Origin of the sequence: Staphylococcus sp. HMSC13A10 (assembly GCF_001808005.1) — a bacterium.
Taxonomy (GTDB): domain Bacteria; phylum Bacillota; class Bacilli; order Staphylococcales; family Staphylococcaceae; genus Staphylococcus; species Staphylococcus pasteuri.
This window is the reverse complement of the sequence record NZ_KV791880.1, coordinates 1-12,727: the sequence shown is the minus strand read 5'-3', so window position 1 is coordinate 12,727 and position 12,727 is coordinate 1. Positions and strand designations below refer to the sequence as shown.

At 30.5% G+C, this 12,727-nt stretch carries 15 protein-coding genes; 6 read left to right on the top strand and 9 right to left on the bottom strand.

Annotation, left to right across the window (positions count from 1 at the left end; genetic code table 11):
• Nucleotides 1-117 precede the first annotated feature (117 nt).
• On the top strand, nucleotides 118-1,743 hold the full coding sequence (locus HMPREF3125_RS09515; protein WP_070453494.1) for a ribulokinase: 1,626 nt from the start codon (nucleotides 118-120) through the stop codon (nucleotides 1,741-1,743).
• A gap of 59 nt (nucleotides 1,744-1,802) precedes the next feature.
• On the opposite strand, the gene HMPREF3125_RS09510 is transcribed toward HMPREF3125_RS09515, so the two are convergent.
• The 3 genes from HMPREF3125_RS09510 to HMPREF3125_RS09500 all read right to left on the bottom strand — a co-directional run bounded on the left by HMPREF3125_RS09510 (nucleotide 1,803) and on the right by HMPREF3125_RS09500 (nucleotide 3,510).
• The gene (locus tag HMPREF3125_RS09510) at nucleotides 1,803-2,171 is read right to left on the bottom strand and encodes a hypothetical protein (RefSeq protein WP_070453491.1); all 369 of its coding nucleotides are present in this window, start codon (nucleotides 2,169-2,171) and stop codon (nucleotides 1,803-1,805) included.
• A 374-nt stretch (nucleotides 2,172-2,545) separates the two neighbouring features.
• Complete coding sequence (locus tag HMPREF3125_RS09505; RefSeq protein ID WP_017636493.1) at nucleotides 2,546-2,746, bottom strand: helix-turn-helix transcriptional regulator; 201 nt, start codon at nucleotides 2,744-2,746, stop codon at nucleotides 2,546-2,548.
• Between the two features lie 143 nt (nucleotides 2,747-2,889).
• A complete protein-coding gene (locus tag HMPREF3125_RS09500; protein ID WP_070453488.1) occupies nucleotides 2,890-3,510 on the bottom strand; it encodes a DUF805 domain-containing protein in 621 nt (206 codons plus the stop codon).
• A gap of 196 nt (nucleotides 3,511-3,706) precedes the next feature.
• Here HMPREF3125_RS09500 and HMPREF3125_RS09495 point away from each other — a divergent pair, with 196 nt between their 5' ends.
• Nucleotides 3,707-4,315: a DNA-3-methyladenine glycosylase gene (locus tag HMPREF3125_RS09495; RefSeq protein ID WP_017636495.1), complete on the top strand. Its 609-nt coding sequence runs from the start codon at nucleotides 3,707-3,709 to the stop codon at nucleotides 4,313-4,315.
• 48 nt (nucleotides 4,316-4,363) lie between these two features.
• On the opposite strand, the gene HMPREF3125_RS09490 is transcribed toward HMPREF3125_RS09495, so the two are convergent.
• The 3 genes from HMPREF3125_RS09490 to HMPREF3125_RS09480 are packed head-to-tail and all read right to left on the bottom strand — an operon-like array spanning nucleotide 4,364 to nucleotide 6,022.
• On the bottom strand, nucleotides 4,364-5,149 hold the full coding sequence (locus HMPREF3125_RS09490; RefSeq protein WP_070453485.1) for a DUF4097 family beta strand repeat-containing protein: 786 nt from the start codon (nucleotides 5,147-5,149) through the stop codon (nucleotides 4,364-4,366).
• Complete coding sequence (locus tag HMPREF3125_RS09485) at nucleotides 5,146-5,706, bottom strand: HAAS signaling domain-containing protein (protein WP_070453482.1); 561 nt, start codon at nucleotides 5,704-5,706, stop codon at nucleotides 5,146-5,148. Before HMPREF3125_RS09485 ends, HMPREF3125_RS09490 begins: the two co-directional genes overlap by 4 nt.
• Nucleotides 5,699-6,022, bottom strand: coding sequence for a PadR family transcriptional regulator (locus HMPREF3125_RS09480; RefSeq protein WP_070453479.1), 324 nt, complete (start codon nucleotides 6,020-6,022; stop codon nucleotides 5,699-5,701). Before HMPREF3125_RS09480 ends, HMPREF3125_RS09485 begins: the two co-directional genes overlap by 8 nt.
• A gap of 329 nt (nucleotides 6,023-6,351) precedes the next feature.
• Here HMPREF3125_RS09480 and gltS point away from each other — a divergent pair, with 329 nt between their 5' ends.
• Nucleotides 6,352-7,560, top strand: coding sequence for a sodium/glutamate symporter (gene gltS, locus HMPREF3125_RS09475; protein WP_017636499.1), 1,209 nt, complete (start codon nucleotides 6,352-6,354; stop codon nucleotides 7,558-7,560).
• Between the two features lie 118 nt (nucleotides 7,561-7,678).
• Here the strand turns inward: gltS and fni are convergent, their stop codons facing one another.
• On the bottom strand, nucleotides 7,679-8,728 hold the full coding sequence (gene fni, locus HMPREF3125_RS09470; protein ID WP_070453475.1) for a type 2 isopentenyl-diphosphate Delta-isomerase: 1,050 nt from the start codon (nucleotides 8,726-8,728) through the stop codon (nucleotides 7,679-7,681).
• Between the two features lie 46 nt (nucleotides 8,729-8,774).
• A complete protein-coding gene (corA, locus tag HMPREF3125_RS09465) occupies nucleotides 8,775-9,722 on the bottom strand; it encodes a magnesium/cobalt transporter CorA (protein ID WP_070453473.1) in 948 nt (315 codons plus the stop codon).
• Between the two features lie 117 nt (nucleotides 9,723-9,839).
• On the opposite strand from corA, the gene HMPREF3125_RS09460 reads away from it, so the two are divergent.
• Nucleotides 9,840-10,322: a thioesterase family protein gene (locus HMPREF3125_RS09460; protein WP_029055796.1), complete on the top strand. Its 483-nt coding sequence runs from the start codon at nucleotides 9,840-9,842 to the stop codon at nucleotides 10,320-10,322.
• Nucleotides 10,322-10,720: a hypothetical protein gene (locus HMPREF3125_RS09455; protein WP_070453470.1), complete on the top strand. Its 399-nt coding sequence runs from the start codon at nucleotides 10,322-10,324 to the stop codon at nucleotides 10,718-10,720. The genes HMPREF3125_RS09460 and HMPREF3125_RS09455 overlap by 1 nt, the downstream gene beginning before the upstream one ends.
• Before the next feature lie 62 nt (nucleotides 10,721-10,782).
• Here the strand turns inward: HMPREF3125_RS09455 and HMPREF3125_RS09450 are convergent, their stop codons facing one another.
• Nucleotides 10,783-11,682, bottom strand: coding sequence for an alpha/beta hydrolase fold domain-containing protein (locus HMPREF3125_RS09450; protein WP_070453467.1), 900 nt, complete (start codon nucleotides 11,680-11,682; stop codon nucleotides 10,783-10,785).
• A 229-nt stretch (nucleotides 11,683-11,911) separates the two neighbouring features.
• Between HMPREF3125_RS09450 and HMPREF3125_RS09445 the strand changes: the two genes are divergently transcribed.
• Entirely contained in the window at nucleotides 11,912-12,550 is a 639-nt protein-coding gene (locus tag HMPREF3125_RS09445) for a hypothetical protein (protein WP_017636505.1), read from the top strand.
• The last annotated feature ends 177 nt before the right edge of the window (nucleotides 12,551-12,727 follow it).

Sequence of the window (12,727 nt, the reverse complement as noted above, 5' to 3'; positions counted from 1 at the left end):
TACAATATGTCACACTTTACATTCATTTATGTAAGCACTATCATTAATCATATCGTAGAACATTATTTTATTGATAACTTCTTTAAGATAAAACATTACATAAAGGGGATAGACATAATGAGTTATAGTATTGGTATCGATTATGGCACAGCATCTGGACGTGTTATTTTAGTAGATACATCAGATGGAAAAATTATTTCTAGTTATGAAGAAACATACCAACATGGGACAATTGCTGAAGAATTAGGTGGAGAAACTTTACCTCATAATTACTTCTTACAACATGCTGGCGATTATCGCAATGTATTAGAAAATGGTGTTAAACATGTATTAGAAGAAAGTCAAATTAATAAAGATGAAGTAATCGGAATTGGCGTCGACTTCACAAGTTGTACTATTGTCTTTTTAGATGATAACTTCAAACCTTTACATATGAATGAAGATTTAAAAAATCACCCACATGCCTATGTTAAATTATGGAAACATCACGGTGCCCAAGATGAAGCAACACAAATGGTCGAAGCTAATGAAAAAGCAAATCAAAATTGGTTAGACTATTATGGTCACAGTGTTAATAGTGAATGGATGATACCTAAAATTCTTGAGGTAAAACATAAAGCACCTGAATTATTAGAACGTGCTCATTATATTATGGAAGCCGGAGACTATATGACAAGCTTGCTTGTTAATCAAAATATCCGATCAAATTGTGGTATAGGATTTAAAGGATTTTACGATGAAGTCAATGGATTTAATTACGATTTCTTTGAAACTGTAGATTCAGAATTACCTCAAATTGTGAAAGACAAATGTGAAGCACCGGTTATTCAAATTGGAGATAGTGCAGGTTCATTATCAGAATACTACCAAAATTTATGGGGATTATCTTCAAATGTTCAAATATCACCTTATATGATTGATGCACATTCTGGCGTATTAGGTGCAGGTGCCATTGAAAAAGGAGAATTCACTCCAGTCATTGGTACAAGTACTTGTCACTTAATGTTAGACCCTAAACAAGAACCCATTCAATCAATTACAGGTTCAGTTAAAGATGCTATTATACCTGGATTATATGCATATGAAGCTGGGCAAGCTGCTGTAGGAGACTTGTTTAGTTACTCTGAACGCATGGCTCCACATGAAATTGTTGAAGCCGCGAAGAACAAAGATATGGATGTATTACAATACTTAGAAACGCTAGCAGAGCAAATCCCTGTTGAAGAACAACATGTAGTCGTGCTAGATTGGCATAATGGTAATAGAAGTATATTAAGCGATAGCCATTTAACTGGTAGTGTCTTTGGTTTAAAATTACAAACACCATTCGAAATGGTACACCGTGCTTATTTAGAATCAACTGCATTTGGAACTAAAATGATCATGAAACAATTCGAAGATAATGACATTCCAGTTCATACAGTATATGCGTCAGGTGGTATACCTAAAAAAAGTAAATTACTCGTAGATATTTATGCCAATGTATTAAACAAAAAAGTAGTTGTCTTAGAATCATCTAATGCTACTGCTTTAGGTGCTGCTATGTTAGGAGCTAACGTCGGCGGTGCTTACGAAACATTACGAGATACTGTACAACATATGAAACAACCGATTTATTATGAAAAACAACCAGATCCTGAAAAAGTAAAACATTACGAAAAATTATTTAATAAATACCGACAACTTCATGATTTATTAGGTAGAGAACATGCTGAATTATCTTATATTCATGAAACTGAATAAGCAACTTTAAAAACAGCTATTCTTGCCATTGTTTATCAACATGGCAAGAATAGCTGTTTTTAATTTTTAATACTTTTATATTTAAATGTAATGACTAATGAAATAATAACAATGAACAGGATTGAAATATAACTAGATATTGGCCAATGCCCCATTATTACTTCAATAACTATATCAACAATACTGACTACCATTAAAGCAATTAATTGCCAAATTGTATTAATCGCATATGCATTAACAATTCTACGTCTCTCATATTCATCACTGAAGTTATAATTAGGCAACATATTTAAAGAACGTTCTTGTGTATTAATCTTTTCTTTTGCTGAAACTGTCGGTGTATCAGATATTTGAATACGACTGTCTTTCATCAATATCATCATTATAATTGGAATAAGCAACCCTAAACTAGACCAACTATTAACCATCACCTCACTGCTTACCACTAAAGGGATAATTACATTATTAATGACGATTAAATAAATCATGAGCACTATAAAAAATATAATGTGTTTCTTTCTGGCTTTACGATTTAAATAGTTTTTCTCATTTTTATTATTTACGTAAATTATTGTAGTATCCGTTGTTTCTTTATTTAAAGATAGTTTACAGACTGTCACGATTAATATAAGTAAACTACCTATCAAATATGGAGACAAATATTCACGTTGAATATCAAACATTGCTTGGAAATAAAATATACAGGCAATTACAAATATAGATATCGCACTCGTTTTTACTAAATGATTTTTGAATAAATTATTTTTGAATTCATCTTTAAATTCTAATTTATTAAAAATAACTATTCATCCTCCCAAAATAAGTCGTTTAGTGTGACTGACAATGTTTTAGCTATATTTATACATAATTTTAATGACGGATTATATTTATCATTTTCAATCATATTAATTGTTTGTCTGGAAACCCCTATTCGTCTTGCTAGTTCTAATTGCGACATCTTTTGATGTGCTCGATATTGTTTCACTCTATTCAACGCATTCATCCGCTTCTTTCGATAAGTATTATCTTAATTTTACTAAATCATTTACCCATACGTCAAATATATACGACATCTACTAGAATAAATGATGATTTCTTATATAAAAAGCTAAGGTCTCACTATGACCCTAGCTTTACATTACTATTTTAAATTTCATTATTATCATAATTATGTTTCTTATTTGCTTTATCTACTGGATTATAATTATTATCACTTATCATTTCAGACCCTTCATATTTTGGACTTGGTCCATAAATATTTGTTTCTCTCTGACTGTTTAAACAACAAATAACAATATTATAAATACCAAAAATCCAAGAGATGATTGTAATTAACCAATAGATTAGTAATAACCAACCATTTTCTGAATGTCCAGTTGCATTGACAACCCAATTAAATATATTTAAAAATACTGCAATACCAAATCCAATCATAGGTATCCACATTGTGCGTGAAGTATCATGGAATCGACGAGCTAATATAGCTAAATTCGGAATAATTGTCACTAGTGAGTAAATGGCTAAATATAAAACGGATATCACTAGACTAAAGGCACCAATACTAAGTGCAGTCGTACTTTGACCTGAAGAGATACCTATAGTCAGCCCTATTGCACCAATAATCAATAAAATAATACCAGGACACATAAATATTAAATGCCCTAATTGCATAAACCAATATTCACTACGTCTTGATCTACCTTTAAAATTAAAATAATTTGACCAATATAATTTAAATGATGCTTTAAAACCAACTTTCTCTCTCATCTTAGCTGCTCCTTTCAAATCATCAATTCAATTTATTTTATTACTCATATCAATTTTGATACATTAATTAAGTAATAATATTGTTAATACGGTCATTGTATTAAATAGATAGACTTTAAAAAATATAAATCAAATATTTTTTAAGAATTTCCAAAATAAATTATAAAAACAAATATTTTTATAGAGGAGTTCCATTATGGATTTTAAAGAACGTAATACAACAGATATTGCAAAATCATTATTAGGAGTCCGTGTTATTTATCAGGATAATCATCAAACTTATAGCGGTTATATTGTCGAAACTGAGGCTTATTTAGGTTTTGAAGATCGCGCAGCTCATGGCTTTGGCGGTAAACAAACACCTAAAGTTACTTCATTATATAAGACTGGTGGAACAATTTATGCACATGTCATGCATACACATTTATTAATTAACTTTGTTACTAAAGATAGTGGTGTTCCTGAAGGTGTGCTTATTCGCGCAGTAGAACCAGAAGACGGGATTGAAGCTATGAGAATCAATAGAGGCAAAGATGGATTTGAATTGACTAATGGACCAGGAAAATGGACGAAAGCATTTAATATTCCGCGTGCCATTGATGGATCTACTATCAATCAATGTCGCCTATCAATTGACATAAAAAATCGGAAACATCCTAAATCGATAGTTGAAAGTGGTCGTATTGGTATTCCAAATAAAGGAGAATGGACAAATAAACCACTTCGCTATACAGTCAAAGGTAATCCATATGTATCTCGCATGAAAAAATCAGATTTTCAAAACCCTGATGATACATGGAAATAAAGGAGAGGATAGCACTAAAAATAGTGCCATCCTCTCTTTTAATAAATTTTATTTTACTGTAATATCACCGGAATCATTAGATAAATTGACTTTGTTGTCTCCTTTACCTATTTGATGTTGTTTTAATTCTTTATCATATATATTCGTATCTCCAGAATCGTTTAAGGCAGTAAATGATGTGTTTTTGGCTTTGTTTTTATAATTTATATGAATATCTCCACTCTCATTTGATACATTTAATGGTTGATCAGGAATACTTTGTTTCATTTCTATATCTCCTGAATCATTTTTTATTTTACCTTTTGTGAAATGAATGTGTTTCATTAAAATATCACCCGAATCATTATTGACTTTCAAATCACCTAATTTACTATCTGTCAAAGTGATATCTCCAGAATCAACATTGATATGCGTTTTCTTACTAACAACATTATCAACTTTTATATCCCCCGCGTCATCTTTTATTGTTAGTTCATTCATTTCTTTTGGTAAGGTAATAATAATTTTATTAGTGAACATAGTGCCTATTCTAAAATTGATATTAGATTGATTATGTTGGTCATTAATATGCCGTGTTCCTTTTTCGACTTTACTATCTACTTTAGCGTCTGAACTACCAATTGATTTTATCGAAAATGTCTTACCATGCTTTATTTCAACATCACTATTCTCAACATCCAATTGAATAGATTTTATATTGTTTTTATATTCTTTATTTAATTGCGTTTCATGATGTGCTGAAGATAACTTCTTACCTTGAGAAATAAGACCTATACCAAAACCAATGCTCAATATTAAACCAATTATAAAAAGTGTGATGATTAACTTTCTCATGGATGAACACTTCCTTTCACGAATGAGACATTCCATTTAAGATACATTACTGTTAATTTTAAGAACCATTTAATGAGAAGAATAGTAATTGCTAATAACATTAAACTAACACCAAACATTAATCCCGCCATATAAACATCATATAAAATAATTGAATTTGAGCCTTCAGTTGCAAATTTGATAATTAAAAATATAGGTGCACTGAAAAGTATTAATGTAAAAACAATTAATGTGAAAAAAATCGTTAAAATGAAGAATGCTGGTACTAATACAATAAAGAAATTAAAAAGTCCTAATCCCATCACTGCTAATATAGCTTTAAATATACTTTTTAAATTAGACTTCTCATCTACCTTTTCGATAGCCATAGTGGCGTTCAATTCTTTAGCAATCATTTTAGGATCTCCTAATTGTTTAGCTATATCTTCTTCAGATTTCCTTTCATTTTTACCACTTATAAAATGAGTTTCATATTCGTTATAAATATCTTGCTTGTCAGTATTATCCATATGCTTTAAATTAGCGACCAATTGCTTTAAATATCTTTCTTTATTCATTTGATTCACTCTCCTCAATAAACGTATTTACAGCATTAGAAAACAACTGCCATTCCTCTTTTAACGTCGCCAATCTTCCTTGGCCCTGTTCTGTAAGACGATAATATTTTCTCGCTGGACCTTCTGTTGATGGCTGATAATACGTAGATAGTTCACCGTTTTTAACTAATCTTCGTAATAATGGATATACAGTTCCTTCAGCAATTGTCATATAACGTGAGATATTTTGAACTAATGAATAACCATATTGATCTTCTCTTTTAATAATGAGCAAGACAATTAGTTCTAACGCACCCTTCTTAAATTGCGTATTCATAGGCATTCCTCCATATTTCATTTTAGGTACTAAACATTACACAGTAGTGATTATCTATAATATAGCACTCACTACTGTACATTGCAAGGTACTAAATAATAAATCCTCCACATAGGATATTCTTTTTTAATAATTTTAATATTATTTCTGATAATATCTATTGAAAATTAATACTTTCATGTATAAATACAAATAATATTTATTCTAAAACTAGATTTAATGGATTTATACGTGTATACTAGGTATAGTGGCTTTTTATAACGCTTACATATTTTAATTGAATAACACTTAAACATAGGTTTTGGGGTAACTTCTAAGGGGGAGTTAAAATGTTAGAATTAGATGCTATTACCACATTATGTTTAGCATGTATTTTATATCTGATTGGTCAAACAATCATAAACCATGTCTCGTTTTTAAGAAGAATTTGTATTCCAGCACCAGTGATTGGTGGCTTAATTTTTGCAATTTTAGTTGCGATTTTAGATTCCTTTAATATAGTTAAAATTAAATTAGACTCATCATTTATACAAAATTTCTTTATGTTAGCCTTTTTCACAACAATTGGATTAGGAGCATCATTGAAATTATTTAAAGTTGGTGGAAAAGTCATGTTATTATACTTTATGTTTTGTGGTATTATGGCTTTCTGTCAAAACGTCATTGGTGTTTCCTTAGCTAAAGTATTAAATATCAAACCATTATTAGGTTTAACAGCAGGTTCTATGTCAATGGAGGGTGGTCACGGTAATGCCGCTGCCTATGGTAAAACAATTCAAGATATGGGCATTGATTCCGCTGTAACTGCTGCTCTTGCTGCCGCAACATTAGGCTTAGTATTTGGCGGTTTGATTGGCGGACCTGTAGTTAAATTTTTAATCAAACGTTATAACCTCAAACCTGAACATAGTGATGATTCATTTAAAAACTATGGTGAAGTTGAATATAATCAAGCACTTCACGAAAAATATAAACCAACACAAATTTTCTTTATACAGTTTACAATTCTTGTATTCTGTATGGCACTCGGTACATACATAGGAAATACGTTTACTGATTTAACAAATGTTAATATACCAATGTATGTCGGCTCAATGTTCGTCGCTGTTTTTGTACGTAACATTTCTGAAGCATTTGGCTTTAACATTGTTGATTTAAAAATTAACGAAGAAATCGGTGATATCTCATTAGGTATCTTCCTATCTCTCGCGTTAATGAGTATTCAATTAACTGAAATCTACTCATTAGCATTACCATTAATTATCATAGTTCTTGTTCAAGTTGTATTCATGATCTTGTTCTCTATCTTCATTTTATTCAGAGGCTTAGGCAAAGACTATGATGCTGCAGTAATGGTTGGTGGCTTTATTGGTCATGGGTTAGGTGCAACACCTAATGCAATGGCTAATTTAGATGTCATTACTAAAAAATACGGTAACTCACCAAAAGCTTATTTAGTTGTTCCTATTGTCGGTGCATTCTTAATCGACTTAATAGGCGTGATTATTGTTATGGGCTTTATACAATTTTTCCAATAATTAAAAAACAGTACACATGATGGAACTAAGACATAAAGTGTTTTTGCTTATGTCCTGACAGTTTCTCATGTGTACTGATTTATTTTTGAATTTATTTTGGCAACTATAGTTAGGCCAATTATCCTCTATGAATATCTAAACCTCTTTGGTCTATCCACGATAATAAATCTTGGCTAAATATCATATCTTTATGAGTTAATTCATCAATATTTTTAGCGTCTATCATAGTCATTATTTTCTTCATATGATCTAAAAATGACTCTACATATTCAATCGTTTGCGTAATACCTGATTGTTCAACTTGATTTAAAAATGGTCGTGACATTCCAACTGCTTTAGCACCTAATGCTAAGCATTTCACTGCGTCTAATGGTGTACGTAAACCACCACTTGCAAAGACATTAAGCTTATCTTGATAATCGGTACTTTCTAATAGAGATTCAACTGTTGATTGTCCCCAATTTGATAAATAATCCATATCTTTATTTGAACGTCTCTCATTTTCAATATCAACAAAGTTTGTACCACCACGCCCGCTTACGTCAACATAAGCTACTCCAACGTTAAGCAGTGATTTGTACGTTTCTTTACTCATACCAAATCCTACTTCTTTTACAATCACTGGAACATCAACTGCTTTAACAATAGCTTCGATATTTTCCATCCAATTGGCAAATTCACGATTACCTTCTGGCATAACTAGTTCTTGTGGTGAATTAACATGTATTTGTAATGCTTGCGCATCTAATAATTCAACGGCTTTTACGGCTTTATCTACAGGCACATCAGCACCCACATTACTGAATATAATACCATCTGGATTAGTTTCTCTTACAATAGTGAATGACTCCGCCATTTTGGGATTTCGTAAAGCAGCATGTGTTGAACCAACCGCCATTGCTAATCCTGTTTCTCTTGCAACAATCGCAAGTTTTTCATTAATTTGTTTCGTCCATTCACTACCACCCGTCATTGCATTGATATAAACAGGATACTTTAAGTCAAAATGTGATGTACGCGTAGTTAAATCAACATCATCTACATCTATATTAGGAATTGAATGATGTACAAACCTTACTTTGTCAAAATCTGACAATGCAGCATCTTGTTGTGCCATCGCGATTTCAACATGTTCATTTTTTCTCTGTTCTCTTTGAAAATCACTCATTGCTATACCGCCCTTTCCAACTCATTCTTATTTTAAAATGCACAATTTAAAACCATTTCTTTTTTTTGAAAAAAATTATTAACACAATAGTGATGATTAACATAATAATTAAGCAAACAAAATAGCTATAATGCCATTTAAGTTCAGGCATATATTCAAAGTTCATTCCGTATATACCTGCAATAAAGGTAAGTGGAGAAAATATAACTGAAACTAATGTTAAAATTTGCATAATATTATTCATTCTAAATGATGTATAAGATTCATAGTTTTCTCTAATTTCATTCGTCATTTCTTGAGAAGTCTTAATGACGTTACTTTGTTTAATTAAGTGGTCATCTATATGTTGTATATACATTGAATGCTTATTATCTTTAATTAAATTACCTTCAGTTTTAATCGTATCAACTAACTCTTGCATTGGAAATAAAACACGTTTGATTTTAATTAAGTCAGAACGTAATTTAAATACGTTGTCCATTACATCTTTACTAAAGCGATCATCAACATGTCTATCCTCAAATGTATATACCTTATCTTCAATATCGTAAACAAAATTAAAGTATTTATCTACCATACTATCTAATATAAGAATAACAATATCTGCACAATCTAGTTCTGGATCATGGTGTTGTTCATTTACTTTAGCCACTCTTTTAAGCGATTCAAAACTTTGATGATGGTATGTGACTAATAATTTATCCCCTAAAAATACATTTAACGCTATTGCAGAATAATTGCGTACTAATATACTATGAAGAACTAAATATTGATAATCATCATACGATTTATATTTTGCTCGAGGAATACCATTAATGGCATCATCTATTTCTAAATTATTAAAGTTAAAATGATTTCTTAAAAATTCATTTTCTTGTGGTGTTGCGTCCTCAAAATCGTACCAAACAATTGTTGCTTCACTAGGAATATCTTCAATCCGATTCACCCTTTTTAAAGGTTCGGTAGATGTTTGGTATCGAATAGTCATTGTCATCTCCATTTACCCCCTGTTAAGCAGTTCTTCATTATTTTATCATGAATTGAATTACGTGTATGTCTTAATTTAATTTAGTAAAATAATTAGCAAGCACACAAAAAAGGAGTAGTTGTCATGTCTCAAACATTTAAGGTAAGTAAAACGGTGACTGAAGATTTTATCGATCATAATAATCATATGCATGATGCATACTATAATATCATTTTTAGTGATGTGATTGATGATTTTAATTATAGTCATGGTTTATCATTAGAAGAACGTGAACAATATAAATACACTACATTTACAATTGAAGAACACACTACATTTTTATCTGAATTAACATTAAATGAGCATTATGATGTTGAGTTATATATTTATGATTATGATTACAAACGTGTTCACTTTTTCTTAAGAATGGTCCGTAATAATGGTAATGTTGCAGCTACAAATGAAGTAATGATGATGGGCATTGATCAAAAACAACGACGCTCAGCTGCCTTTCCAGAAGACTATTACAAACAAATGCAACACTATGCTGACCAACAACAGCAAACAATTGAATGGCCAGACCAACTAGGCCATCGAATTGGTATACCTCATAAGGAGGATAAATAATGAATGATTCTATTCGCTATACAGTACAAAGTGAATTATTAGATTTATTCGATGATGTTAAATATGCGCTTAGTGACTTAAACGAACAAAAAGCCTTGACGATTAATGGTCCAGCTTCAAAATTATTTAAACGTGCAACACGAATGAGTTTCACTCAAGGTCAAAAACAAGCTATTGATGAAATAAATCAACTTCTTGAAAAATATGAAGATGACAAACAATTTCTTGAACACTATAATCAACTTGCGAATCGTGTACGAAATGATAATATTGAAAAAGTCTTTTCATTTAGTAATTTAACCGACATACCAAGTCATTTTGAGGACACAATTGCTGACTTATATTTTTCAAAAGGACAAAACTTCATTATTAAACATATTAATTCTATTATGGAATAATATAAAAAGGACGTTTAGCTAAATATTGAACTGCTAAACGCCCTTTTCTTTATTTATACATGCTATTTATTTAAAGCTTTGGTAATTTGTTTAACAACTTTATGTGATTCACGAATCGGATAAAGTGGAAAATCATGAACCATTCTTGGATATTCATAAAATTCAATATCTTGTCCAACTGATTCCAATGTATCCTTAAATAAATGCATATCTGGATTAATAATTTCTCTACCTCCACCAAACATAAACACTGGTGGTAACCCTTCAATCTTGCCATATTTCGGTGATACACGTGAATTGGTAAGTGGCAATTCATCTGCCCAACGTTTCATAATTTCATTCACACCAAATCTGCTCACTAATATATCTTTGTTTAATAGGTCATCAGTTATATCTTTGTTTGATAATGTCGCATCTAATAATGGTGAAATTAAATATAATTGACGTGGTACTTGTTCATTTTGTTCGATCAAGTTTTGCACTAAGTTTAATGCTAATCCACCACCAGAGCCATCTCCCATGACAATAATATGTTCTGCACCCACTTCAGATACTAATTGATCATAAACATCTTTAACAGCTTTTTGTGTATCATTGATATGATAATCAGGTGCTTTAGGATAAATAGGAAATACAACTTCATGTAACGTTGATAATGTCAATTTATCTAAGAATCTCCAATGAAATGGTGATGGTTGTAATGTATTATATCCACCATGAATATACAAAATTTTTCTTTTGGATTCATGTCTAAAATTAAATCTAAAAACTTGCATATCTCCTAGCATAAGTTTATCTAAATTGGCTTTCACATTCAGTGTAGATGGTTGCTTATGTTTTTTCTCATTTTCAATTTGTCTTTTTTCGAAAAATTTATCCACTGCTTCATCATTATCGAAAAATATTGAACGATTGTGTAGAATATATTTGTTTACCACTCTGTTCATTAAACGATTCTTCATAAATAACTAAACCTACCTCTTATCAATTTTTAAAATTAAAAAACAATTTGATTAAAAACCTACATTCGCAACATAAAAAGGGATATAATTTAAAGTATATTTTAATTTAGTCATGAATTTCATTTTATAAATTGTCTAATTTTTTACTGTCTTTGAGTAATCATTATTATAACAAAATCAGACTAGAAATGATAAAGAAAGATATGACTATTTCAAGGGAGGCACCTGCATGTCTAATCAACAAAGCAGATTGGAAAACTTTGACGATGCATTTCAAACGCAAGGTTTGCATCGAGGTAAACAATATGGCAAGAAAAAGCGTTCATGGGTAAGCATGATTATTCAATTAATTGTGCTTGTGTTGACTGCAATTACAGGTTATAGCATGTATAAACAACCCATATTCAATATTGTATTTGCCAAACAAACTATTGATTTTCATCAACTTAAAAATTTCCAAGATACTGTTACACAAATTGGAAATATTAATATCAATTTAGGTAATATTGATCAATTACAACAATCAATTGACCGATTATTGATTGTCTTTTACGCCTTTTTCGCATTATGTATTCTTAGTTTAATTTTATCGATTTTAACAATTATTTTTAATCGAAGTGCTTTAAAGGTTGTAAATATGTTGTTTCTTGCCATTATGCTAGTGATAACAATGTACTTTAGCTATATTATTCATACATTAGCTGAGAAAATTTCTGATTCACTTAAACAATATTACTTAACTGTCTCACCAGATCAGGTAGTGGTAGAAGCCGATGCTATTCACAACGCGCTTATTTTATTAGCTTGTAGCATTGGATTACTAATTATTAGTCTATTCTTTAGAAACAGAAAAATCCGTATTAAATAATATATCTTTTAATAATTAAAAGCGTGTCGAAAGATGATCTTGATAAAGATGTCTTTCAACACGCTTTTTGTGTTTTATTTATTCTTTAGTGGCTCTAACTCTTTTCATTCGTTCTTTTCGGTTCGCCTTAAACCATTCTGAACTTCGTTCATATATTGGCAGTAGATGTCTGTCTTG